Origin of the sequence: Sporolituus thermophilus DSM 23256, assembly GCF_900102435.1 — a bacterium.
Taxonomy (GTDB): Bacteria; Bacillota; Negativicutes; order Sporomusales; family Thermosinaceae; genus Thermosinus; species Thermosinus thermophilus.
This window is the reverse complement of the sequence record NZ_FNBU01000021.1, coordinates 23,736-48,282: the sequence shown is the minus strand read 5'-3', so window position 1 is coordinate 48,282 and position 24,547 is coordinate 23,736. Positions and strand designations below refer to the sequence as shown.

General features: G+C 59.0%; 22 protein-coding genes. All 22 read left to right on the top strand.

Going from position 1 to position 24,547, the window contains the following annotated elements; genetic code table 11:
* The first annotated feature begins 106 nt into the window (after positions 1-106).
* Entirely contained in the window at positions 107-247 is a 141-nt protein-coding gene (gene scfA, locus BLQ99_RS11680) for a six-cysteine ranthipeptide SCIFF (RefSeq protein WP_071934032.1), read from the top strand.
* Positions 248-311: 64 nt separating this feature from the next.
* Complete coding sequence (gene scfB / locus BLQ99_RS11675) at positions 312-1,685, top strand: thioether cross-link-forming SCIFF peptide maturase (RefSeq protein WP_093691198.1); 1,374 nt, start codon at positions 312-314, stop codon at positions 1,683-1,685.
* 167 nt (positions 1,686-1,852) lie between these two features.
* Entirely contained in the window at positions 1,853-4,105 is a 2,253-nt protein-coding gene (gene hypF, locus BLQ99_RS11670) for a carbamoyltransferase HypF (protein WP_093691196.1), read from the top strand.
* A 4-nt stretch (positions 4,106-4,109) separates the two neighbouring features.
* Positions 4,110-4,340: a HypC/HybG/HupF family hydrogenase formation chaperone gene (locus BLQ99_RS11665; protein ID WP_093691194.1), complete on the top strand. Its 231-nt coding sequence runs from the start codon at positions 4,110-4,112 to the stop codon at positions 4,338-4,340.
* Entirely contained in the window at positions 4,321-5,424 is a 1,104-nt protein-coding gene (gene hypD, locus BLQ99_RS11660) for a hydrogenase formation protein HypD (protein ID WP_093691192.1), read from the top strand. The genes BLQ99_RS11665 and hypD overlap by 20 nt, the downstream gene beginning before the upstream one ends.
* Entirely contained in the window at positions 5,421-6,431 is a 1,011-nt protein-coding gene (gene hypE / locus BLQ99_RS11655) for a hydrogenase expression/formation protein HypE (RefSeq protein WP_245690458.1), read from the top strand. The genes hypD and hypE overlap by 4 nt, the downstream gene beginning before the upstream one ends.
* An 85-nt stretch (positions 6,432-6,516) precedes the next feature.
* Entirely contained in the window at positions 6,517-7,902 is a 1,386-nt protein-coding gene (gene rpoN, locus BLQ99_RS11650; protein ID WP_093691188.1) for an RNA polymerase factor sigma-54, read from the top strand.
* A gap of 65 nt (positions 7,903-7,967) precedes the next feature.
* On the top strand, positions 7,968-8,384 hold the full coding sequence (locus tag BLQ99_RS11645; protein WP_093691186.1) for a GntR family transcriptional regulator: 417 nt from the start codon (positions 7,968-7,970) through the stop codon (positions 8,382-8,384).
* A gap of 2 nt (positions 8,385-8,386) precedes the next feature.
* A complete protein-coding gene (locus BLQ99_RS11640; protein WP_093691184.1) occupies positions 8,387-9,355 on the top strand; it encodes an SPFH domain-containing protein in 969 nt (322 codons plus the stop codon).
* A 235-nt stretch (positions 9,356-9,590) separates the two neighbouring features.
* Positions 9,591-11,888 (top strand): thiosulfate reductase PhsA, encoded by a 2,298-nt coding sequence (phsA, locus tag BLQ99_RS11635; RefSeq protein ID WP_171904666.1) that lies wholly within the window; start codon positions 9,591-9,593, stop codon positions 11,886-11,888.
* A 12-nt stretch (positions 11,889-11,900) separates the two neighbouring features.
* A complete protein-coding gene (locus BLQ99_RS11630) occupies positions 11,901-12,473 on the top strand; it encodes a 4Fe-4S dicluster domain-containing protein (protein WP_093691180.1) in 573 nt (190 codons plus the stop codon).
* Positions 12,473-13,438 (top strand): NrfD/PsrC family molybdoenzyme membrane anchor subunit, encoded by a 966-nt coding sequence (nrfD, locus tag BLQ99_RS11625; RefSeq protein ID WP_093691178.1) that lies wholly within the window; start codon positions 12,473-12,475, stop codon positions 13,436-13,438. The genes BLQ99_RS11630 and nrfD overlap by 1 nt, the downstream gene beginning before the upstream one ends.
* Before the next feature lie 422 nt (positions 13,439-13,860).
* Entirely contained in the window at positions 13,861-14,601 is a 741-nt protein-coding gene (locus tag BLQ99_RS11620; RefSeq protein ID WP_093691176.1) for a hypothetical protein, read from the top strand.
* Positions 14,602-14,671: 70 nt separating this feature from the next.
* Positions 14,672-15,556, top strand: a complete 885-nt coding sequence (lipA, locus tag BLQ99_RS11615; protein WP_093691174.1) for a lipoyl synthase — start codon at positions 14,672-14,674, stop codon at positions 15,554-15,556.
* A gap of 303 nt (positions 15,557-15,859) precedes the next feature.
* On the top strand, positions 15,860-16,519 hold the full coding sequence (locus BLQ99_RS11610; RefSeq protein WP_093691172.1) for an MgtC/SapB family protein: 660 nt from the start codon (positions 15,860-15,862) through the stop codon (positions 16,517-16,519).
* A gap of 205 nt (positions 16,520-16,724) precedes the next feature.
* Positions 16,725-17,417, top strand: a complete 693-nt coding sequence (locus tag BLQ99_RS11605; protein WP_093691170.1) for an SIMPL domain-containing protein — start codon at positions 16,725-16,727, stop codon at positions 17,415-17,417.
* Between the two features lie 162 nt (positions 17,418-17,579).
* Positions 17,580-18,605 carry a sugar-binding transcriptional regulator gene (locus tag BLQ99_RS11600; RefSeq protein WP_093691168.1) on the top strand — a complete coding sequence of 342 codons (1,026 nt, stop codon included), beginning with the start codon at positions 17,580-17,582 and terminating at the stop codon, positions 18,603-18,605.
* Between the two features lie 30 nt (positions 18,606-18,635).
* The gene (locus BLQ99_RS11595) at positions 18,636-19,643 is read left to right on the top strand and encodes an ArsJ-associated glyceraldehyde-3-phosphate dehydrogenase (protein ID WP_093691166.1); all 1,008 of its coding nucleotides are present in this window, start codon (positions 18,636-18,638) and stop codon (positions 19,641-19,643) included.
* 43 nt (positions 19,644-19,686) lie between these two features.
* Positions 19,687-20,871, top strand: coding sequence for a phosphoglycerate kinase (locus tag BLQ99_RS11590; RefSeq protein ID WP_093691164.1), 1,185 nt, complete (start codon positions 19,687-19,689; stop codon positions 20,869-20,871).
* A gap of 11 nt (positions 20,872-20,882) precedes the next feature.
* A complete protein-coding gene (tpiA, locus tag BLQ99_RS11585) occupies positions 20,883-21,653 on the top strand; it encodes a triose-phosphate isomerase (RefSeq protein WP_093691162.1) in 771 nt (256 codons plus the stop codon).
* On the top strand, positions 21,650-23,188 hold the full coding sequence (gpmI, locus tag BLQ99_RS11580; protein ID WP_093691160.1) for a 2,3-bisphosphoglycerate-independent phosphoglycerate mutase: 1,539 nt from the start codon (positions 21,650-21,652) through the stop codon (positions 23,186-23,188). The genes tpiA and gpmI overlap by 4 nt, the downstream gene beginning before the upstream one ends.
* Positions 23,189-23,201: 13 nt before the next feature.
* Complete coding sequence (gene eno / locus BLQ99_RS11575; RefSeq protein WP_093691158.1) at positions 23,202-24,491, top strand: phosphopyruvate hydratase; 1,290 nt, start codon at positions 23,202-23,204, stop codon at positions 24,489-24,491.
* Positions 24,492-24,547 lie beyond the last annotated feature (56 nt).

Genomic DNA, 24,547 nt, shown 5'->3' with positions numbered 1-24,547 from the left:
CAAAATCTGCGCCGCTGGTATTGATTCCCGGCCGCAAACGGGCTAAAATATAAAAGTATAATTTTGCTTCCCCATTCATATATTGGCGGCAAGGAGGGATTCACTTATGGCGAAGCATATCCTTACTGTAAATACAGCTTCCCTGCAAAAGACGGTACATACCGGCGGCTGCGGGGAATGTCAGACTTCCTGCCAGTCGGCCTGCAAGACGTCCTGCACCGTTGGCAACCAGGTCTGCCAGAAGTAGGCCGTCGGCCCCTTGCCCCTGTGGGGGGCAAGGGGCTTGATTTTTAGTAAGAAAGGTGAAGTTAATGCGCGAGTCTGGTATTCATAAATTTCATATAAACGGTATGTATCTGCTGCTTGATGTCAACAGCGGCGCCGTCCATGTCATCGACAAGCTGGTCTATGACGTTTTGGATATTTTCGACGGTGCCAACGACGCGGCCGTCCTGGCGACCTTAGCCGGCGTTTACGGCGAAGAAGCGGTTAAAGAGGCGCTAGCCGAACTGCACGAGCTTATTGACCAGGGGCTGCTGTTTAGCCCCGAACTGACCGTACCGCCTACGTTCAGTGACAAGCCTATCGTCAAATCGCTGTGTCTGCATGTGGCTCATGACTGCAACCTGCGCTGCCGGTATTGCTTTGCCGGCACCGGCGATTTCGGCCATGACCGCGGGTTGATGACTAAAGAAGTGGCCGAGCGGGCCGTCGATTTTCTTATCGAGAGCAGTGGGCCGCGCCGCCACTGTGAAATCGACTTTTTCGGCGGCGAACCGCTGCTTAATATGGACGTTGTCCGCCATACGGTAGATTATGTGCGCCGCCGCGCCGCCGCGACCGGCAAAATTTTTAAGCTCACCCTGACCACTAACGCCGTTCTCCTTGACGACGACATCATTAACTATTTGAATGAGCATAATATTAGTCTGGTGCTCAGCCTCGACGGCCGGCGCGAGGTTCATGACCGGATGCGGCCGGACGCTCTGGGCGGCGGCAGTTATGACGAAGTAGTGGCCAATATTAAAAGAGCCGTGGCGTCCCGCAATGACCAAAACTATTATGTGCGCGGCACTTTTACGGCGCATAATATCGACTTTGCCGCCGACGTACTGGCCATGGCCGATTTGGGCTTTAGCCAGTTGTCGGTTGAGCCGGTGGTAGGCAAAGACAGCGACTATGCCCTCAGGGAGGAACATTTACCCGAGCTATTCCACCAGTACGAACTTTTGGCCGCCGCGTACCTCGAACGCAAGCTTGCCGGGCAGGGCTTCGACTTTTTCCACTTTAACCTGGACATCAATAACGGCCCCTGTGTGGCCAAGCGGCTCAGCGGCTGCGGCGCCGGTCACGAGTATTTTGCCGTGACGCCGACCGGTGAGCTCTATCCCTGCCACCAGTTTGTCGGCCGGGATGAGTTTTGCCTTGGCACCGTTTTTGAGGGCGTGAAAAATACCGCTCTGCCGCAGCTGTTTCGCCAGGCCCATGTCCTGAACAAAGAAGCCTGCCGCCGGTGTTGGGCGCGGTTTTACTGCAGCGGCGGCTGCCATGCCAACGCCCATTTGTTCCACGGCGATATCAATCAGCCCTATGAGCTGGGCTGCGCCCTGCAAAAGAAGCGGCTCGAGTGCGCCTTGATGATTCAGGCAAAATTGTCTCTGGCCCGGCAGGGGAATGACGCATAATTGTGGAATATTTAAAATAAAAACACAAAGATATTCATGCCGAGAAATCGGCACCACAAAGCATGAAAAATATTTTAACCACGGAGAACACAGAGGCGCGATATTCATCGCGCTAAACTAAAAAGATTATCCCTCCGCGTCCTCCGTGGTTCCCAAAAGGAGTAGCCATGGAGCGCTTCAATGTCAAAGTCACCGGCATTGTCCAAGGGGTGGGATTCCGCCCCTTTGTTTATAACCTGGCCCGCCGCCACGGTCTGGCGGGGTGGGTGCTTAACGACGCCGCCGGCGTGGAAATAGAAGTGGAGGGGGATAGCGCCGGTCTGGCCGCGTTTCTCACCGCCCTCCGGCAGGAAGCGCCGCCGCTCGCCCGCCTCGCGACGGTGACCGTTGAGCGCCGCCCGGCTACCGGCGAGCAGGAGTTTGTCATCCGTCACAGCGAGGGCGCGCCGGTACGCACCGCCTTGGTGTCGCCCGATGTGGCCACCTGCGCCGACTGTCAGCGGGAACTGCTCGATCCGGCCGACCGGCGCTACCGCTATGCCTTCATCAACTGCACCAACTGCGGGCCCCGCTATACCATTATCAAGGACGTACCCTATGACCGGGCCATGACGACCATGGCGTCGTTTATCATGTGTCCGGCCTGTCAGGCCGAATATGACGACCCAGCCCACCGCCGTTTTCACGCCCAGCCCAACGCCTGCCCGGTCTGCGGTCCCGCTTACCGCCTGGTTGACCGGACCGGACAGGAGGTGGCCGGCGACGTGTTTGACGCCGTGCGGGCACTGGTCGCCGACGGACATATTGTCGCCATCAAGGGCATCGGCGGCTACCACCTGGCCTGCGATGCCAAGAGCGAGACGGCGGTGCGAGCCTTACGGGAGCGCAAGATCCGCGAGGACAAGCCTTTTGCCGTCATGTGCGGCAGCCTGGCGGCCGTGCGCCGGCGCTGCCGCCTTACGCCGGCCGAGGAGGAACTCTTAACCGGCCTTGCCCGGCCGATTGTCCTCTTAGCCAAAAGCGAAGGCTATGACCTGGCGGAAAGCGTCGCTCCCGGCAACCCTTATCTCGGGGTGATGCTGCCGTACGCGCCGGTGCACTGGCTGCTGCTCGGCGCGAGCGACGTTTGGGTGATGACGAGCGGCAATACGAGCGACGAGCCGATTGCTTACGACGATGCCGACGCACGGGAGCGCCTGGCCAGCATTGCCGATTATTTTCTTGTTCACAATCGCCCTATTTATCGCCGGGCCGATGATTCGGTGGCGCGCATTGTCCGCGGCCGGCCTTATTTTCTCCGCCGCAGCCGCGGCTATGTGCCGTCGCCGCTGGCGCTGGCCCGGCCACAGGTACCGGTGCTGGCCTGCGGCGGCGAGCTGAAGAATACCTTTTGTCTGACCCGGGACAAGCTGGCCTTCATGAGCGCCCATATCGGCGATTTGGAGAACATGGCCACTTTCGCGGCCTACACCGACGCCATTGCCCATTACCAGCGTTTGTTTGACGTCCGGCCCGCCGTGGTGGCCTATGATCTGCATCCCGAATATTTGTCCACGAAATATGCCCTATCCCGGCCGGAACCGAAAATCGGCGTCCAGCATCACCATGCCCATATCGCCGCCGTGCTGGCCGAACACGGCCGTTATGAAAAAGTGATTGGCGTGGCGTTTGACGGCACCGGCTACGGCCCGGACGGCCACCTGTGGGGCGGCGAGTTTTTGGTTGCCGATTGCCGCGACTATGTCCGCGTTGCCCACTGCCGTTATATGCCGCTGCCCGGCGGCGCCAAGGCCATCAAGGAGCCCTGGCGCCTGGCGGCCTGGGTGCTTTATAAGCTCTACGGCCGGGACGCCGCCGGCCTTAATATTCCTTTCGTCCGCACGCTGCCGCCGGAGTGGGAGCTCGTGGTGCAGGCGGCGGAGAAGGGGCTGAACGCGCCGCTGTCGTCCGGGGCCGGTCGGCTGTTTGACGCCGCGGCGGCGCTTCTTGGCATCCGTGGCCGGATTAATTATGAAGGGCAAGCGGCGGTCGAGCTCGAACTGGCTGCGGCCGGCCGGACGGCGGTGCCGCTGCCTTATGAGATTAAAGATAGAGCGCCGGCCGTGCTTGATTTTTATCCCGCGTTTGCGGCCCTGACCGAGCGGCTCGCCCGCGGGGCCAGTGTCGCCGACCTGGCCGCGGCCTTCCACGCCACGGTGGCGGCGGCGACGGTCGACATGGTGGGCCGCATCAGCCGGGCTACTGGGATTCGCACGGTCGCCCTCAGCGGCGGCGTTTTCCAGAACATTACGCTCTTGGAGCAAATCGTCGGAATGTTAGAGCAACAAGGACTTACAGTCCTGCTTCATTGCCAGGTGCCGCCCAATGACGGCGGGCTGGCCCTGGGACAGGCTGTCATTGCCGGAGAAAGGAGCAGATAAACCGATGTGCTTGGCCGTACCTGCCGTGATACTTTCCCGCCAGGATATGCTGGCCACCGTTTCCGTCAGCGGCGTCACCCGCCAGGTCAGTCTCATGCTGCTGCCGGAGGCGCAGGTAGGCGACTATGTACTTATTCACGCCGGCTTTGCCATCCAGACGATTGACGCGGAAGAAGCGCGGCGGACGCTGGAACTGTTTAAGGAGCTGGAAAAGTATGAAGAATTTAACGGCTGACCGGGTGCGCCAGCTGGCTGACTATTATACCGCCGAAATTGCCCGGCTGGCCGACCGCCCGCTCCGGCTGATGGAAGTGTGCGGCACCCATACGGTGGCCATCTTTAAAGCCGGCATCCGCCAGCTTTTGCCGGAGCAGGTTGAGCTGGTCAGCGGTCCTGGCTGTCCGGTATGTGTGACGCCAAATGACTATCTGGACACCGCCATTGCCTACAGCCGCCAAAGCGGCGTCATTATTGCCACCTTCGGCGATATGCTGCGCGTGCCGGGCTCGTCATCCAGCCTGATGCAGGAAAAGGCGCGGGGCGCCGATATCCGCATCGTCTATTCGCCCCTCGACAGCCTCGCCATCGCCCGGGCCCATCCGGATAAGCGGGTTATCTTTCTGGCGGTGGGGTTTGAGACGACGGCGCCGACGACCGCCGCCGCCATTTTGGCGGCCGAGCAGGCCGGTATTGATAACTTTTTCGTGCTTACTTCACATAAACTGGTGCCGCCGGCGCTCCGGGCCCTGCTAACCGCCGGCGGTGCGGGTGTTCGGGTGGACGGTTTGCTGCTTCCCGGGCATGTCTGCACCGTTACCGGCCTGGCGCCTTTCCGCTTTTTGGCCGAAGAGTGTGGCACGCCGGCCGTGGTGGCCGGCTTTGAAGCTCTCGACATTCTGCAGGCGGTATATATGCTGGTCAAACAGATTCGCGCCGGCGTGGCGCGGCTGGAAAACCAGTATGCCCGCGTTGTCCGGCCCGAGGGCAATCCGGCGGCACAGGCAGCGCTGGCCAAGGTATACGGCGAAGTAGATGCCGCCTGGCGCGGTATTGGTGTCATTCCGGCGTCGGGTCTGGGTGTGCGGGAAGAGTATGCCCGCTTTGACGCCCGGTACGTCCTCGGCGTCGACGTGGAGCCGACCCGTGAGGCGGCGGGCTGCCGCTGCGGCGAAGTACTGCGGGGCGTAATCAAGCCGCCGGCCTGCCCGCTCTTTGGCCGGGCCTGCACGAGCGATCATCCGGTAGGCGCGTGCATGGTGTCGGTGGAGGGCGCCTGCGCGGCCTGGTATAAATACGGTGCCGGGAGGTGGCAGTTTTGAGCGAACGGATACAACTGGCCCATGGCAGCGGCGGCAAGCTCAGCCATGATTTGGTGCGGGAGGTCATGCTGCCGGCTTTTGCCAACGCCGCGCTGGCGGAAATGCACGACGGGGCGAAGGTGACCGCCGGCGGCGCCCGCCTGGCGTTTACAACCGATTCGTACGTGGTAAAGCCGCTGTTTTTCGCCGGCGGCGACATCGGCAAACTGGCGGTATGCGGCACCGTCAACGACTTGGCGATGACCGGCGCCGTACCGCTCTATCTCAGCGCCGGCTTTATCATTGAAGAAGGCTTTGCTATCGACGATCTGCGGCGCATTGTGGTCTCCATGCGCCGCGCCGCCGACGAAGCCGGGGTGGCGATCGTCACCGGCGATACGAAAGTAGTGGAGAAAGGGGCGGTGGACGGCTTATATATCAATACGGCCGGCGTGGGCGTGCTGCTTGACGGCGTGGACATTTCGCCCAGGCGCGTCCGGCCCGGCCAGGATATTATTCTCAGCGGTCCGATTGGCGACCATGCCATTGCCATCATGAGCGAGCGCCACGGGCTGACGCTGCCGGCAAGTGTGACCAGCGACTGTGCGCCGCTGGCCGGACTGGTCAAAGCCATTCTCACCGCCGTGCCCGACGGGGTGGCGGTACTGCGTGACCCTACCCGCGGCGGTATAGCCACGACCCTCAATGAAATTGCCAGTCAGGCCCAGGTGGGCATTTTCCTGGATGAAACGGCCATCCCCGTCCGCCCGGCGGTACAAGCCGTCTGTGAAATTCTGGGATTTGATCCGTTATACCTCGCCAACGAAGGGAAAATGCTTGTCTTTGTCGAACAAGTTTTTACAGAGCAGGTACTGAATATTATGAACGCTCACCCCTATGGGCGGGAGGCGCGGGTCATCGGCCGGGTAACGGCGCAGCCCGCCGGGCAGGTGGGGCTGCGTACCGCGATAGGCGGCATGCGCCTGCTCGATATGCTGGTCGGCGATCAGCTGCCCCGCATTTGCTGACATAAAAAGCAGCGGTTTTACGGGTGCGATCATATTTATGCTAACTTTGGCATAGGGTGAAGTAAGAGAAGGAGGTTCAACGGTTATGCGCATGGACTATGGCCTCAGGCAGGAGCTGTCGCAAAAACTGGTCATGACGCCGCAACTGCGCCAAGCCATAGCCATTTTGCAGCTGTCGTCCCTCGAACTTGTTGAAATGATCGAAGCCGAGCTTTTAGAAAACCCTGTCCTCGAGGTGGAAGACAATAGGCTGGGCGAGGCGGAAACCGAACAGCCCATTGAGGCTGGCGGCCCCGACTTGGCCAGTGATTATCTGGAGTGGGTAAAGTATCTTGACGAAGGGATTGATACCGGCTTTGCCCCGGCGGAGGAGGAAAAATCGTCAGCCGAGTTCTACGGTGCGTCCGCGGTGCCGCTTCATGAACACCTTGAATTTCAGCTGCATTTGGCCACCTTGAATGCGAGCGCCCGCCGGGCCGGGGAATATCTTATCGGCTGTATCGATGACAACGGATACTTGCGGGTGTCGGTGGAAGAAGCGGCGGCGGCGCTGGCCATGCCGGCGGCGTTGGTGGAAGAGGTGCTGACGCTGATTCAAACCTTTGACCCGCCCGGCGTAGGCGCCCGCGACCTCCGGGAATGCCTCTCCATCCAGGTGCGCCAGCGCGGCCTGAACGACCCGATCGTTCGGGCCGTGATCGACGGCCATTTGGCAGACATAGCCGCCGGGCGTCTGCGCTGTATTGCCGACAAATTGGGCTGTACAACCCAGGATGTCCAGCGGGCAGTCGACGTTATTCGGACGCTTGATCCCAAGCCGGGCCGGGGCTTTGGCCAGGGCAGCCAGTCGGCCTATATCCTCCCGGACGTGACGGTTGAACGGGTGGGCGGCCGGTATGTAATTCTCATCAATGACTCGGTCGTGCCGCGCCTGACCATCAATCCCTATTACCGCCGTCTGATGCGGGAAGCCGACAGTGACGCGCGGCGGTTTGTCGAGGGGCGCATCAATGCCGCGCTGTGGCTAATGCGCAGCATTGAGCAGCGCCGCCGGACGCTGTATAACGTTGTTGAAGCCATTGTTGACCTGCAACGCGACTTTTTCGACCATGGCCCGAAGTTTTTGCGGCCACTGACGATGAAAAGGGTCGCCGAACGCCTGGGCATTCATGAATCGACCGTCAGCCGGGCTACGGCCAATAAATATGCCGCTACGCCGCACGGGCTGCTTGCGCTGCGGGCCTTTTTCTCCGCCGGCGTGCAGGGATCGGGCGGCGAAGATGTTGCCGCTGCCCAGGTCAAACGGGAAATCAGGGAACTGGTGGCCCAGGAAGATCCGGCGCGCCCGCTGAGCGACCAAGCGCTGACCGATCTTTTGAACCGCCGCGGTATCGCCGTGTCGCGGCGCACGGTGGCCAAATACCGGGAAGAGCTGGGCATTCCGTCTTCGTGTAAGCGCAAACGGTATTAATAATTCGATGCGGCCTGTGGCCGCTGTTTTTTTTTGCAGGATTTTTCCGCGGCGAACCGAAAAATATGACGGGGGAGGGAGGCCGGATGCTGCCCATCAAGATTGACTACACCAGCGGAATTCCGATCTATGTGCAGATTAAAGAGGCCATTCAGAACGCGATCCGGACAGGCGCTTACCCGCAGGGGGCACAGCTGCCGACGGTGCGGCAACTGGCCGTCCAGCTCAAAATCAACGCCAACACGGTCAGTCGGGCCTACACCGAGCTGGAGCGCGAAGGCGTCATTTCCAGCCAGCAGGGCCGTGGCACCTTTGTCACGATGCCCACCGATATTGATTACGCCAAGCTGGCCCAGCTGGAGGCGAAGGTGGTTCGGCTGCTAGAGGAGGCGGCGGCGCTCGGGTTTTCCGCCGCCGATGTACAGGCGGTATTGGATAATGCCGTCCGGCAGAGCACCCTACTGACTAGAAAAGAGGTGTAATGATGGCGAAAAAGCAAAATCTTGGCAATGCCAATCCCCCGCTCACTATGCAGCAGCCGCAGATTGGACCGTGTCACCGTCCGAGTTGGTTTCCATTCAACGTTTTTATGTTGTCCTGCGCGGCCGGTATCGCGTTATATGCCTATTTTGATAAACTGTGGCTGGCGGCTGCCGTCATCATTGCCGGCACGCTTCTCAGCATGTCGGTCAGGGTGGCGGCCGAATGGGAAAAAGCCGTGGTGCTGCGGCTTGGCAAGTACAAGGGGTTGAAGGGGCCGGGCCATTTCTGGCTTATTCCGTTCATCGATACCGTTGCCTATTGGATTGACCAGCGGATTGTCGCTACCCCTTTTTTGGCCGAACAAACGCTGACGAAAGACACCGTACCGGTAAATGTTGATGCCATTTTGTTTTGGGTGGTGTGGGACCCGGAAAAGGCCGCCCTCGAGGTGGAAAACTACCGTGAGGCGGTGGCTTGGACGGCCCAGACGGCGCTGCGTGACGTCGTGGGGCGGACGATGCTGTCCGAGCTCCTTTCCGAGCGGGAAAACCTGGATAAGATTTTGCAGGAAGTCATCGACCGCCGGACCGAACCGTGGGGAATTACGGTCCAGTCGGTAGAAATCCGGGACGTGATTATTCCCGAGGCGTTGCAGGAGGCCATGAGCCGCGAGGCCCAGGCGGAGCGGGAACGGCGGGCCCGCATTATTCTCGGCACGACCGAAACCGAGATCGCCCACCGCTTTGCCGCTGCCGCCAAAGTTTACGAAAATAATCCCATTGCCCTACAACTCCGGGCGATGAATATTTTGTACGAGGGCTTAAAGGAAAAAGGCAGTTTGGTGGTGACGCCGAGCGGCGTCGCCGATGCGCTTAACCTTGGCGCCATCGCCGCCATAACCAAAGGCCTGGAGGAGAAGAAAGCCGAGCCTGTCCGCGAAGAAGCGGCGGCGACCAAGGAGATGGCCTGACGATGCGACTCCCGTGTTACAGGGTAACACGGGGGTTTAATTTTTAATCCGCCAAATTATTTTGGCCAAGTCCTACCCTAAAAAGCGTAAAACCGCAAAGGCCGCGAAGAGGGTAAATAATTTTTGGCAAAAATTTTGAAAATGGGGCAGGAATTTTTAGGAAAGACATTTAATAAATTGTATTAATAAATCAATACAATAGTTATTTATTACATCCATACAAGGGGGGTTGGGTGTGAAAAAGTTTTCCCGCAGGACATTTTTAAAGCTGTCCGGCGCGGCCACAGCAGCGTTGGCGGCGGGGTCGGCGCTGCCGCGCATGGCGTCCTTGGCCGCCGACAGCCAATTGGAGGGCTCTGCCGAATTCAAGGCCAGCTATTGCGAAATGTGCACTTCCCGCTGTCCGATTCAGGCGAAAGTCGTCGACGGCAAGACGGTGCTGATTAACGGCAATCCCGAATGGGCGGCCACCGGTGGTACGGTCTGCGCCCGCGGCGGCGCCGGTTTTTCCCAGCTGTACGACCCGCAGCGGCTGCAAAAACCGCTGATCCGGACGGGCGCGCGGGGGGAAGGCAAGTGGAAAGAAGTTTCCTGGGATGAGGCCTATGCCTACATTGCCGAGAAAATGAAGGCGATCAAAGCGCAGTACGGTCCCGAAGCCATGGCCTTTGCCAACCGCGGCGGCGCCCATATGGCCTATATGGTGACGCTGGCCAGAGCCTACGGTACGCCGAATATTTTTACCCATGAATCAACCTGTCCGCTGGCGCGGACGGTCGCGCTTGAAGCGACGTTCGGCACTAGCGCGCTGGCCATTGACTACGGCAACGTCAAATATTTGGTATCGCTTGGCCGCAACTATTTTGAGGGGCTACACGTCGCCCAGGCCCGTGCCGTCATGAACGCCCTGGCCAAGGGGGCCAAACTGGTGTCGGTCGACCCGCGTTTTTCCCTAACGTCGGCGAAAGCGCAGGAATGGTTTGCCATCAAGCCCGGGACCGACCTGGCGTTCGTGCTGGCCATTAACCATGTTCTAATCCGTGATAACTTGTACGACCGCGATTTTGTGGAAAAGTACACCGAAGGCTTTGACGCCGTTAAGGCTTCGGTCGCCAAGTATACTCCCGCCTGGGCGGAGCAGGAGACGGGGATTAAGGCCGCCGACATCGAACGGGTGGCGCGGGAACTGGCCGCCGCCCGGCCGCGCGCCGTCATTGACTGGGGCTGGCGGACCCAGTTTACGCCCGAGGAATTTGAGCTGCGGCGAGCGATTGTCATTGCCAACATGCTGCTTGGCAACCTGGAAGTGCCGGGTGGTACCTTCTTTGTCAAGAGCCCGCCGTTTATCAACGGTCTGGTCGGGAAAGAAGTGGTTCCCAACCTGGCCGGGTTTAAAATCCCGCCTTTCCCGGCGCCGGGCAAGCCGCGCGTCGACGGGGCGAAAGTCAAGGGCCATCCAAACTATATGGTGCCGCCTGGCGACGGCGCCGTCCAGATCGTTCCCGAAGCCATTCTCACCGAACAGCCCTATCCGATCAAAGGTTGGTTCGTACTGCGCTACAACCCGGTTATTACCATCCCCAACACCCAGCGCGTCATCGAAGCCATTAAGAAGCTGGACCTGTTGGTTGTCTGCGACATCTACATGACCGACACGGCCTGGTATGCCGATGTGGTGCTGCCCGAGAGCACCTATCTGGAACGGGACGAAGGCTTTAACGCCTATCACGGGGCGGTACCGGTTTATACTCTCCGGCAGCAGGTAGTTAAACCGGTCTTTGATACCAAGCCGCACTGGCAGATTTTCCAGGAACTGGCGCAGAAACTTGATCTTGGCGCCTATTTCCCCTACAAGGACGTTGAGGAAATCCGGCTCGTCCAGATGGGCGGCAAAGCCGACCTGGTGAAAACGGCCAAGGAAAAAGGCGTGCTCACATTTGGCTTCAAACCCATCTTTTTGCGGGACAAGAGTTCGGTCGCCGAGTTTATCAAAAAGGTACCCGAAGCCCAGGCGCTGGTCAATGACCAGGGGATTATCGACAAGCCGCTAACCAATCTGAAGACAAAGAGCAAAAAGATTGAGCTTTATTCCCATGAAGCGGCTGAGGCCTTTGGCCGCGGCGTTCCCGAGTACCGGCCGGTGGAAATGAAAAAAGAAGGTCAGTATTTTTACATCCAGGGGAAAACGGCCATTCACACCAACGGCCACACCCATAATGTGCCGTGGCTCTACAACCTGATGGGCGCCAACCGGCTGTGGATGCATCCGGAGACGGCCAAGAAATTAGGCGTAACCGACGGGGCAACGGTGGAAATCACGTCCGACTATGGCAAACAGCAGGGCAAGGTCCTTGTTTCCGAGGGGATCAGGCCCGATACGGTCTACACCTACTTTGGTTTTGGCCGCCTTTCGCCAGGACTCAAGCGGGCCTACAAACAGGGCATTAATGCCGGCATGCTGCTGCCGACGTTCGTGGCGCCGGTCTGCGGCACAACCGTGCAAACCACCGGCGTTACCATCAAGAAGGTTTAGGAGGGGTGAAGCGTGGCTGACAAGCGTTACGGCTTAGTCTATGACAGCAACAAATGCATCGGCTGCCAGTCCTGTAGTGTGGCCTGCCGGGCCGAAAACAAAGTTCCCGACGGCGTATCAAGGCTACAGGTCTGGATTGAAGGGCCGAAGGGCCGATTCCCCAACCTGGTCATGGATTTTCACCGCCAGTCTTGCGTAATGTGCGATAACGCACCGTGCGTCAGCGTCTGTCCGACCGGCGCTTCCTACACGAATAAGGACGGCGTCAACTTGGTCGACGAGAAAAAATGCGTTGGCTGCAAGTATTGCGTTACCGCCTGCCCCTATCAGGCCCGGTTTATCAATCCTAAGACCGGGGCGGCCGATAAATGCACCTTCTGCTATACCAACCGCACGGCCAAAGGCCAAAAACCGGCCTGTGTCGCTGTCTGTCCGACCGGCGCGCTCACTTTCGGCGACCTCAATGATCCGCAGAGCGAGGTGCGGGCGGCGCTGAGCAAAAACTACATTGTTAAACCCAAGCAGCACTTGGGTACCAGGCCGAAAGTCACTACCATCCCGAACTGGCGCGGAGGTGAGGCATAATGGATATCATCTGGGGCGATATCACGCAATACATCGAAATTACCTGGGGCTGGCCGATCGCCGTCTATCTGTTTTTGGCCGGCCTGAGCGGCGGGGCGCTTATTACCGCTTTACTGGTCAAGTGGATTGAGGGTAACGAAACACCGCCCTGGGACGGGCTGATTAAAGCCGGCGCGCTGATTGCGCCGCCGACCATCATTATTGGTCTGGCCCTGCTCATCGTCGACCTTGGCAGGCCCTTATCGTTCTACCTGCTGCTGCTGCACTACCAGATTACTTCCGTCATGTCCATCGGCGTTATTTTACTGAGCATTTATACGCCGCTGGCCCTGCTCTTTAGCGCTATCATCTTCAAAAAGCCGCTCAGCGAACAGGGGTGGTCGGCGCCCTGGTTTAAACCGCTGCTGCCGCTGGTAGAATGGCTTGAGCAGACTCGCTCCATTGAAGGGATTATGTGCGTCTTGGCCGTCGCCGTCGCGACCTATACCGGTTTTCTCCTGTCGGCGCTGGTGGCCAAACCGCTCTTCAACACGCCCATTTTGCCGCTGCTGTTCTTAGTATCCGGTATATCCGCCGGCATCGCCGCCAATATTCTCGTCGGTCTGACCTGCTTTCGCAGCACGGTCGATGAACAAAACCTTAAATACCTGCTGGCGCTCGACCTCAGGGTAATTCCCTTTGAGCTGTTCATGCTGTTTTTGTTGTTTACCGGCATGTACTATCAGGGCGGCCAGTATTACCTCATTGCAAAGGAGGCCCTGACCGTCGGGGTATGGGCCAAGGTGTTCTGGATCGGCGTAGTTGGCATTGGCCTGATTCTGCCTGTCACCATTGCCATAACCGCCCTCCATGGCCATGTCTACCGGCTGCGCACCGTTCTGTTTAACTCGTCCATTGCCCTGGTGGGCGTCGTGCTGCTGCGTTTCTATTTCCTCTACGCGGGACAAATCTTCACCGGCTCGTAGCACTGCTCTTCAGCTGCTGCCCTGGAAGGGGCAGTTTTTTTTACTCTTTGCGTCCTTTGCGCCCTACCCTGAAAAGCGTAAAACCGCAAAGGGCGCAAAGAACGCAAAGGGCTACGCGCGCGACAGTTGTCGCGCGAGATTAGTTCAAAAACTTACTTTTCATCGCTTGTGGTGCCAATTATTGGCATGATTATCTTCGTGGTATGTTGACAAGCGCCTGCGCTTTTGTTCTGGGTGGGAGCCTGCGGCGAAAAAAGGCGGATAGCGTAAGAAAAACTTAACAATATCAAAAGAAAATTTGATATAATATAAGATAATATTTGCGCTGGATCCCTCCCCGAAGCCGGGAGCGGGTTAGCTTATTTGCAACAGGAACCGTGTCGGAGCGAATTTTTGCCTGACCATGCTGAGGAGGTAAGACTGTGCACTGTATGCGTTTGCTGCGGTACACCCTGCCGGAAATGCTTGACCGGTTTGCCGGGGGCAAGATTTACTATTCCCGTTTTCCTAAGCTGAAAATTCACCGCCGTTCGTGGCCGGATCATATTGCCCTTTATGACTTTGAAGACCGGCTGGCGGTAGTGACGGCCATTTACGACAATAGCGACGTCTTCCGCTCCCTCCTGGAGCCGGCCGGCTTTACATATGAGTCTGGCCCTATATCCCGCTGGTATAAAGAGACCAATATCCCGTTCCGTCCGGACGATGACCCGCTGGCGGTTTTTACCCAGGCCCTTAAAGCCATTGAGGAGGCGGCCGCTAACGCCCCGATTTTAATGTACGCCTCCGGCCACCTGGCGGGCCTGCAAAGTTATCTGGAGGTATTATCCGGCCGGACGCCGACACTGACCGACAGCGAGCTGCTGGCCATGTTTGGCGGCAGTCTGTGGCAGCTCAACGCCGCGACCGAGTCCCTGCCCGGACCGCTGCCCTGGCGGGGGATGATCGAGATTGATAACGGCAATATTACCCGCCTGCCGGACGGCCGGTGGGGCGCCTGGTTTAGCGGCGATGCGCTCATTCCCGTGTTTACATCACGGGACGAGGCTTTGCGCTTCATGCAACGGCGGCAGGAAATCTGCGGCCGTAATGGCGGGGAGAAAGAGAGCGGCGAGCCGGCGCGGGTGGCACCGGCCTGCGCTGTCGTGCCGGCCGGTGTTTAATGCTGTTCATTCCGGGGTGGGTGCGGTATAATGAAAGCAGACATAATGACCGGAAAGGCGTTGGTAACAGATGACAGCTACTGCCGTACCTGCCTGGCTGCGCGCCATGGTGCGCGACGCCAAACGGGCCGATAATCTGGCGCTTCATGCCCTGACCGCCGGTCGGCTGGCCGGATACCGCTTACATACCGTATGTGACGGGGCGCGTTGCCCCAATAAGGGGAGCTGCTATTCCCACGGCACGGCGACCTTTCTTATTCTCGGCAATACCTGCACTCGCAATTGCGCCTTTTGCGCCGTAGACCACGGCCGCCCGTCGGCCGTCGATCCGGAAGAACCGCGCCGGCTGGCCGCCGCCGTTTCCGAAATGGGCCTTACCCATGTGGTGGTGACGTCGGTAACCCGTGACGATTTGCCCGATGGCGGAGCAGGTCAGTTTGCCGCCGTCATTAACGAGCTGCGCAAGCTGCCGGGGCGGCCGCGTGTCGAAGTGCTGACGCCCGATTTTCGCGGCGCGCCGGCGGCGCTGGCGACCGTGCTGGCCGCCGGTCCCGATGTTTTTGCCCATAACGTGGAGACGGTGCCGCGCCTGTACCCGGCCGTGCGGCCGGGGGCGGAATACCGCCGGTCGGTAGACCTTTTGTCACAGGCAGCCAGGATGGCTAAGCCGGGCACCGAAATCAAAACCGGGATTATGCTCGGTTTGGGGGAAGAGGAGAATGAAGTGGCGGCCGTCCTCCGGGACGTACGGGCGGCCGGCGTCACGATGATTACCCTGGGCCAATACTTGGCGCCGACCGGGCGGCATTATCCCGTGCAGCGCTATGTCCCGCCCGAAGAGTTTGCCCAATGGGGCGAAGTCGGTCGGGAAATGGGCTTCAAAAGCGTTGCGGCCGGACCGCTCGTGCGCAGTTCCTACCATGCCGGCGAGTTCTACCGGGAAATACATGGCTAAAATCAAAACCGCAACATGGTTGCGGTTTTTGTATTTCCATAAGCTGACAACGATGTTTAAAGGAATATTCAGAAAGATAACGAATGGATAATTATATATTAGCAGAGCGGATCATTGCAGAATAAAAACTTGCAGGAAAGCGGCGAACAGGAAGATGCACCGGATTAAGCCGGTATCCAGGGTTTTTTTGTTTGCGGAGGGGAAAGATACCCATTAGCGACCGGGAAGGTGAAGCGGTATTAGCATTGCCGTCTTCGTGCTCATATATTGAAGTATTTAGTAACATACCCGGGAGGTGGCAGAATGATCAGTGATCTTGACATTTGCATTCGTGTCGCCCTGGCCTTCGTGCTTGGCGGTGTTATCGGCCATGAACGGCAGTCGCGCAATAAATGGGCCGGTCTGCGCACCCATGTGCTTGTGTGTCTGGGGTCTTGCCTCATCATGATTTTGTCTATCAATATTTATTATTCGGTACAGGGCCAGACCAACGCCGACCCGGCGCGGCTGGCGGCCCAGGTGGTGAGCGGCATCGGCTTCCTCGGCGCCGGTACCATCATGAAGGAAGGGGCGACGGTCAAGGGACTGACCACAGCGGCCAGCATCTGGGTGGTATCAGGCGTGGGACTGGCGGTAGGGGCCGGCTATTTTTGGGGCGCCTTGTTTACTACTTGCCTGGTTTTACTGACCCTCACCACACTTTCCCGGTTGGAAAAAAGTCATAGCCAAGGTTATACCGCCACCCTGCTCCTGTCTATTGTCGACAAGCCCGGGCAGATTGGGAAAATCGGTTCTTACCTGGGGAGTCATTGCGTCAGTATTCGCGACATCCGCATTGAAGAGCATTATGACCATTCATTGCTGCTGACGATGGTTTTACACTTTCCCGACCGGGTTAACGTCAATGAAGTAATCGCCAATCTCATGACTATTGACGGTGTAATTGAGGTGAAAAGGGAATGAGGGATGAAGTATGAGGTATGAAGGGGTAAGTGGTAAGCGGTAAGTGGTAAGTGGTAAGTGGGGCAGGGGTTGAAGGGGCGGGGAGGAAAGGCGTAGCGAAGAATGAGTGGAGAATGAGAAATTCGGTGATTGTGGGGATGGCCCCGTTACCCTTTCGGTGGCGAGAGCGTTAATAAAGGTGATAATACATAGCGAGGTGTTGCTCATGAGAATCTGGAAAACTTTTGTTGCATTCATCCTGCTTCTCGTCACCGCCGCCACTGTCGCCGCCGCGCCGGCCCAGACCGAACCTGGTGCCATCACGGTGTACGGCCATGCCGAGATGATGGTTGTACCGGACGTGGCCTTGGTGACCGCCGGAGTTTTAACGAGCGGCAGCGACGCAGCCGCCGTCAAGCGGGAAAATGACCGCGTCATGAACCAGATTATGGAGCGGCTGAAAGCCGAGGGGATTACCGCGGACAAAATCCAGACCGCCGCCGTTTCCCTTTATCCGCTGCAGCGATCTGATGACCGGGCCGGGGTGACGGGGTATCGCATGCACAGCAGTGTTACCGTCACCGTGGAAGATCTTACCCGGGTGGGTGCTGTCGTCGACGCTCTCTTTCAGGCCGGCGCCAATCAGCTTCAGGGCGTAAGTTTTGCCCTGCGCGACGACAGGGCGCTGCGAGCCGATCTCTTGCGCCAGGCGGTGGAAGACGGCCGGCAGCAGGCGGCGACGATAGCCGAAAGCCTGGGCGTGCGGCTGGGCCGCCCGTTGTCCGTGACGCAGAACGGCCGCGTTTACCCGGTAGCGACTGACGGCTACCGGATCATGAAGGAGGCAGCCGGTTCGCCGGTCAACCCCGGGATGCTAAAGGCGAGTGTGGATCTCACCCTGGTGTTCGCCGTTCAATAACAACCCGGAAAAATGAAGTTTTTTTGGCCAGACAAAGAAGGAAATTGCCACTATTTGCCGAATAACATTAACGAATTAAGGTCATAGTGGCGAATTTTTTTGGCCGAATTGGGACATAACAGGTACCGGTGGGACGTATATAGACCCAGAGGGGAGAAGTTTGTGAAAGATATTGCCCGGCTGCATCGCAAGATTGCTCCCGAACTCATAAGTATTATGGAAGACCGCTATAATATCCTCCGGCATATTCAGTATGCCCAGCCGGTAGGCCGTCGCGCCCTGGCGGCCATGCTGGGCGTGGGTGAGCGCGTAGTGCGCGCGCAGGTAGATTTTTTAAAGAGTGCCGGCTTGGTTGACTTTTCGCCGCTAGGTATGACGATAACCGACGAAGGCGGCGCCCTGCTGAGCGAACTGGCGGCTTATATCCGCCTGGTGTGCGGGCTTACCGACCTGGAAGAAGAACTTGCCGCCAAACTACGGCTTGAACGCGTAGTTATCATTCCCGGCGACAGCCAGGCGGACGCGGCGGTGCAGCGCGAGCTCGGCCGGGCGGCCGCGGGAGTATTAAGCCAATATCTGGGAGATAATATGACCATCGCGGTAAGTGGCGGCTCCACCATGGCTACCCTCGCCGACGCCGTCCAGTTCAGCGCGCCGGGTTCCACGGTGGTGCCGGCCCGCGGCGGGCTGGGTGAACAGGTGGAATACCAGGCCAATACTATCGCCGCCCGTATTGCGGGCAAGCTAGGGGGGCGTTACCGCCTGCTGCACATTCCTGACGGCTTAAGCGAGGAAGCGCTGGAGGCCATTCTCGCCAGCGACGGCAACGTGCGGGCGGTGGCCGACATGATTAAGCACGCCCACATTCTGGTTCATGGCATCGGGCAGGCGGCCCAGATGGCTGCCCGCCGCGGCCTACCGGCAGAAACGATCAGGGAAATTACGGACCGCGGCGCGGTGGGCGAAGCCTTGGGCTACTACTGCACCATTAAAGGAGAAATCGTGCACGTTACTAACAGTGTAGGGCTACGTCTGGCCGATTTAACCGGTATTGGCCGGGTTATTGCCGTAGCGGGCGGAAGCTCTAAAGCGGCCGCTATTGTTGCCGTCATCGGCGCCGGCAGGCAGGACATCCTGATTACCGACGAGGCCGCCGCCCGCGCCATCCAGGGGCTTTTACATTATTAATAAATTATTATTTAGGGAGGAATTATCAGTATGGCAACCAAAGTAGGTATTAACGGATTTGGCCGCATCGGCCGCAACGTCTTCCGGGCTGCCTTGAACAACCCGGATATCGACATCGTAGCCGTCAACGACTTGACTGACGCCGCAACATTAGCCCACCTGCTTAAATACGACTCGGTGCACGGCATCCTCGATGCCGAGGTCAAAGCCGGGGAAAACAGCATCATCGTTAACGGCAAAACCATTAAGGTGCTGGCCGAACGGGACCCTGGCAGCCTTCCCTGGAAGGACCTGGGCGCTAGCGTGGTCGTGGAGTCGACCGGCCGGTTCACCGATGCCGAAAAAGCGGCCGCCCACATTAAGGCCGGGGCCAAGAAGGTTATTATTTCCGCACCGGCAAAAAATGAGGACATTACTATCGTCATGGGCGTCAACCATGAAAAATACGACCCGGCCAAACACCACATCATTTCCAATGCTTCCTGCACCACTAACTGCCTGGCGCCTTTTACCAAGGTAGTACACGAAAAGTTCGGCATTAAACACGGACTCATGACTACCGTCCACTCGTATACCAATGACCAGCAGATTCTCGACTTGCCCCATAAGGATTTGCGCCGGGCCCGCGCCGCCGCGATGTCGATTATTCCGACCACTACCGGCGCGGCCAAGGCCATCGGTTTGGTTATTCCCGAGCTGAAAGGCAAGCTCAACGGCTTTGCCATGCGGGTGCCGACGCCCAATGTTTCGATTACCGACCTGGTGGTAGAACTGGAGAAACCGACCACGGCGGAAGAAATCAACGCCGCCCTGAAGGCCGCCGCCGAAGGCGAACTTAAAGGGATCATGGCTTTCTCCGAAGAACCGCTCGTTTCCCGCGACTATAACGGCAATCCGCATTCGTCCATTGTTGACGGTCTGTCCACCATGGTGGTTGACGGGACGATGGCCAAAGTGGTTGCCTGGTACGACAACGAATGGGGCTACTCCAACCGCGTCGTCGACCTTATTCGGTATATAGCCCAAAAAGGACTGTAACGCTAAGGGGCACAGCGTGTGCCCCTTTTTGGAGGTATGGCAGATGAATAAAAAGACGATAAAGGATATTGCCGTAGCCGGCAAAAAAGTCTTCGTCCGGGTAGACTATAACGTACCGATGGACAAAAACGGCCGCATTACCGACGACACCCGCATCCGGGCCACACTGCCCACCATTCGCTACCTGTTGGACCAGGGGGCGGCGGTCATTCTCGCCAGCCACCTGGGCCGGCCCAAAGGGGCGCCGGCACCCGAATTTTCACTGGCGCCGGTGGCCAGGCGCCTGGGAGAGCTCCTCGGCCGCGAGGTGCTGTTTGCCGCCGACTGCGTGGGCGCCGAGGCTGAGGCCAAAGCCGCCCAGCTTAAGCCCGGCCAGGTGCTGCTGCTCGAAAATCTGCGTTTCCATAAAGAAGAGGAAAAGAATGACGAGCGCTTTGCCCAAAGTCTGGCCCGCCTGGCCGACGTGGCCGTTAACGATGCCTTCGGAGTATCGCACCGCGCGCATGCCTCGGTGGAAGGTATTACCAAATTTGTGCCAACAGTGGCCGGCTTTCTTATGGAAAAAGAAATCGCCTTTCTCGGTCAGGCGGTCACCAACCCTACCCGCCCCTTTGTCGCCATTATCGGCGGAGCGAAAGTGTCGGATAAAATCGGTGTTATCGAAAATCTGCTTAGCAAAGTGGACACCCTGATTATCGGCGGCGGCATGGCCAACACTTTCTTGCGGGCCCAGGGCTTTGCCACCGGCAAGTCACTGGTGGAAGAGGATAAAGTCGAACTGGCCGCCGCGCTGATTGACCAAGCCAAAGCCAAAGGTGTTAAGTTGCTGCTGCCTACCGACGTAGTTATCGCTGACCGCTTTGCCGCCGATGCCGCCTGGCGCGTTGCCGGCGTGGCCGAGATCGACCCCGAATGGATGGCGCTGGACATCGGGCCGGAAACGGCCAAGGCGTTTGGCGAGGCGGTGCAAGGAGCCAAAACGGTCGTGTGGAACGGGCCCATGGGCGTCTTCGAGTTCGACGCTTTTGCCAAAGGAACCGAGGCGGTGGCCAAAGCGGTTGCCGGCTCCGGCGCCACCAGCATTGTCGGCGGCGGCGACTCCATTGCCGCCCTGGAAAAGGTGGGCCTGGCCGCGCGTATTACCCATATTTCCACTGGGGGCGGTGCGTCGCTCGAATTTCTCGAAGGTAAAGTGCTCCCAGGCATCGCCGCCCTTGCGGACAAATAGGAGGGAAAAAAGTGCGTAAACCTATCATTGCCGGTAACTGGAAAATGCATAAATCGGTTGCCGAAGCGCAGGCGCTGGTGCAAGACATAGTCCGGCTTACGGCCGATGTCGGCGAGGTTGAGGTCGTTGTCTGTCCGCCCTTTACCGCTTTGTACCCGGTGCAGACCGTCCTGAGCGGCACCCATGTCCGGCTGGCCGCCCAAAACGTGCACTGGGAGAAGCAGGGCGCCTTTACGGGCGAAATATCGCCGGTCATGCTGCGGGATGTGGGCTGCGATTATTGTATTATTGGCCATTCGGAGCGCCGCCAGTATTTTGCGGAGACCAATGAAACGGTTAACAAAAAGGTCAAAGCCGCCTTGGCCCATGGGCTCATCCCCATCATGTGCGTAGGCGAGACCCTGGCCGAACGTGAAGCCGGCGCCACCGAAGCCGTGGTGGGCGAGCAGGTCCGGGAAGGATTGGCCGGCCTGACGGCCGATCAGGCAGCCGCCATGGTTATTGCTTATGAGCCGGTGTGGGCCATCGGCACCGGCCGCACGGCCTCGCCCCAGGACGCGAACGCCGTTTGCGCCTTCATCCGGGCCATTGTGCGGGAAATGTTCGGCGCCGCGGCCGACCGCGTCCGCATCCAGTACGGCGGCAGCGTCAAACCGGAAAACAGCGCCGAACTAATGGCCCAGAGCGACATCGACGGTGCCCTGGTAGGCGGCGCCAGCCTGGACGCCGCAAGTTTCAGCGGCATCGTTAAGTTCCGCACCCAGAAGGAGAGGATGGCGTGACAAAACTGCAGCAACCAATCGCGCTCGTAATCTTGGACGGCTGGGGCATCGGCCCGGCCGAAGACCCGTTTAACGCCATCGCCAAGGCCGGGACGCGGCATATTGCCCTCTTGGCCGAGCTTTATCCCAGTACGACCCTGGTTTGTTCCGGCGAGGCCGTTGGGCTGCCGGCGGGACAAATGGGCAACTCCGAAGTAGGCCACCTGAATATCGGCGCCGGGCGGATTGTTTACCAGGAACTGACCCGCATCAGCAAGGACATCCGGGAGGGAGGTTTTTTTGTCAATCCCGTGCTGGTGGATATTGCTTCCCGCGCGAAAGCCAGCGGGGGAGCGCTCCACCTGATGGGCCTCTTGTCTGACGGCGGCGTCCACAGCCACATCGACCACCTGTACGCCCTGCTCGAACTGGCCAAACGGCAGGGGCTGAAGCGCGTGTTCGTCCACGCCTTCCTCGACGGCCGCGACGTGCCGCCGGCCAATGCCCTGGAATATGTCGCTGCGCTGGAAGCGAAAATGGCCGAGCTGGGCGTCGGTTGTATTGCCACCATCGCCGGTCGGTATTGGGCGATGGACCGCGACAAACGGTGGGAGCGCACGGAAAAGGCGTACGCCGCCCTGGTGTACCGGGACGGCCTGCATGCACCTAGTGCCCGGGCGGCGGTAGAAGCGGCGTACGCCCGGGGGGAAACCGACGAGTTCGTGACACCGACGGTGGTGGACGGCTGCGGCGATGGTGCCATTAAAGCCGATGATGGCGTCATTTTCTTCAATTTCCGTCCCGACCGGGCCCGTCAGCTTACCCGGGCCTTCGTAGACAGCCGGTTTGGCGGCTTTGACCGCCGCTACGGCTATTTGCCGCTGCATTTTGCGACCATGACCCAGTATGACGAAACGCTGGACGTGCCGGTCGCCTACGCGCCGCAGATTTTACGCAATACGCTGGGCGAGGTGATCAGCCAAGCGGGACTGACCCAGCTGCGCATCGCCGAGACGGAAAAATACGCCCATGTGACGTATTTTTTCAACGGCGGCGACGAACGGCCCTTTACCAACGAAGACCGGGTACTTATTCCTTCGCCGAAAGTGGCGACCTACGACCTTCAGCCGGAAATGAGCGCGCCTGCCGTCACTGACCGGGCGGTAGCGGAAATCCGGTCCGGCAAATACGACTTTATCGTCCTCAACTACGCCAACGGGGACATGGTCGGCCACTCGGGCAAGTTTGAGGCCGCCGTCCAAGCGGTGGCCACGGTCGATGAGTGTGTGGGCCGGGTGGTGGCGGCCATGCGCCAGCGGGGCGGCATTGTCTGCATCACCGCCGACCACGGCAATGCCGAGTGCATGCGGGATGAAACGGGCGAACCGTTTACCGCCCATACGACCAATGAAGTACCCTTTATTCTTGTCGCCGATGCCTACCGCGGCCGCACGCTGCGGCGCGGCATCCTGGCCGACATCGCCCCCACCATTTTGGAACTGGCCGGGCTTGCGATACCGCCGGAAATGACCGGCCGGAGCTTACTAGAAAAATAGGAGGTTTTTCGCCATGTCAACAATTATTGTGGACGTACTGGCCCGGGAAATATTAGATTCCCGCGGCAATCCCACCGTTGAGGTGGATGTGGTGCTCGAAGACGGCGCTGTCGGCCGGGCAGCCGTGCCGTCCGGCGCTTCGACCGGCGCGTATGAGGCTGTTGAGCTGCGGGACGGGGAAAAGGACCGCTACCTTGGCAAAGGGGTACGGCAGGCGGTAGCCAATGTCAATGAGGTTATCGGTCCGGAAATTGTCGGGATGGACGCCCGCGACCAGGTAGCCATCGACCAGGCACTAGTTGCCCTCGACGGCACGCTAAACAAAGGTAAACTGGGCGCCAACGCCATTCTCGGCGTGTCGATGGCCGTGGCCAAAGCAGCCGCCGCTTCGCTCGGCCTGCCGTTGTACCAGTACCTGGGCGGGTTTAACGCCAAAGAGCTGCCGGTGCCGATGATGAATATCCTTAACGGCGGTAAACACGCCGACAACAATGTGGATATTCAAGAATTCATGATTATGCCCGTCGGGGCTGTCACCTTCGGCTACGCCCTGCGCATGTGCGCCGAGGTTTATCACAACCTGAAAAAAGTCCTCCAGGAGCGGGGACTGAGTACGGCCATCGGTGACGAGGGCGGTTTTGCGCCAAATTTGGCGTCCAACGAGGAAGCATTGAGCGTAATTATGGAGGCCATCAAGCGGGCCGGGTATCAGCCGGGAACCCAAATTGCCCTGGCCCTCGACGTGGCCTCAACTGAACTGTATAGAGACGGCAAGTACCACCTGGCCGGCGAGGGCGTCGTCCGTACCGCCGCCGAGATGGTGGCCTATTATGAGGATTTGGTGGCTAAATACCCCATCGTGTCGATTGAGGACGGCATGGCCGAAGACGACTGGGAAGGCTGGCGGCTGCTGACTGAGCGGCTGGGCGGCAAAATCCAGCTTGTCGGCGACGACCTGTTTGTTACCAATACCGAACGCCTCCGCCGCGGCATCAGTGAGAAGGTAGCCAACGCCATTCTCATTAAGGTCAATCAAATCGGTACCCTGACCGAAACTTTCGACGCGATCGAGATGGCCAAGCGGGCCGGTTACACCTGTGTTATTTCGCACCGCTCGGGCGAGACGGAAGATGCCACCATCGCCGATATTGCCGTGGCCGTCAATGCCGGACAGATCAAGACCGGCGCCCCGGCCCGCACCGACCGGGTGGCGAAGTACAACCAGCTGCTGCGCATCGAGGAAGAACTGGGCGACGTAGCCCAGTACCGGGGTGGCGAGGTTTTTTATAACATTAGAAAGTAGTAAGTGGAAAGTAATAAGTGGAAATAGCCGGGTTGGGGCTGCGCGCCCTGATCCGG

Coding starts and splice junctions, on each gene's coding strand:
- scfA (WP_071934032.1), top strand. CDS start 107: ATGGCGAAGCATATCCTTACTGTAAATACAGCTTCCCTGCAAAAGACG.
- scfB (WP_093691198.1), top strand. CDS start 312: ATGCGCGAGTCTGGTATTCATAAATTTCATATAAACGGTATGTATCTG.
- hypF (WP_093691196.1), top strand. CDS start 1,853: ATGGAGCGCTTCAATGTCAAAGTCACCGGCATTGTCCAAGGGGTGGGA.
- BLQ99_RS11665 (WP_093691194.1), top strand. CDS start 4,110: ATGTGCTTGGCCGTACCTGCCGTGATACTTTCCCGCCAGGATATGCTG.
- hypD (WP_093691192.1), top strand. CDS start 4,321: ATGAAGAATTTAACGGCTGACCGGGTGCGCCAGCTGGCTGACTATTAT.
- rpoN (WP_093691188.1), top strand. CDS start 6,517: ATGCGCATGGACTATGGCCTCAGGCAGGAGCTGTCGCAAAAACTGGTC.
- BLQ99_RS11645 (WP_093691186.1), top strand. CDS start 7,968: ATGACGGGGGAGGGAGGCCGGATGCTGCCCATCAAGATTGACTACACC.
- BLQ99_RS11640 (WP_093691184.1), top strand. CDS start 8,387: ATGGCGAAAAAGCAAAATCTTGGCAATGCCAATCCCCCGCTCACTATG.
- nrfD (WP_093691178.1), top strand. CDS start 12,473: ATGGATATCATCTGGGGCGATATCACGCAATACATCGAAATTACCTGG.
- lipA (WP_093691174.1), top strand. CDS start 14,672: ATGACAGCTACTGCCGTACCTGCCTGGCTGCGCGCCATGGTGCGCGAC.
- BLQ99_RS11610 (WP_093691172.1), top strand. CDS start 15,860: ATGATCAGTGATCTTGACATTTGCATTCGTGTCGCCCTGGCCTTCGTG.
- BLQ99_RS11605 (WP_093691170.1), top strand. CDS start 16,725: ATGAGAATCTGGAAAACTTTTGTTGCATTCATCCTGCTTCTCGTCACC.
- BLQ99_RS11595 (WP_093691166.1), top strand. CDS start 18,636: ATGGCAACCAAAGTAGGTATTAACGGATTTGGCCGCATCGGCCGCAAC.
- BLQ99_RS11590 (WP_093691164.1), top strand. CDS start 19,687: ATGAATAAAAAGACGATAAAGGATATTGCCGTAGCCGGCAAAAAAGTC.
- eno (WP_093691158.1), top strand. CDS start 23,202: ATGTCAACAATTATTGTGGACGTACTGGCCCGGGAAATATTAGATTCC.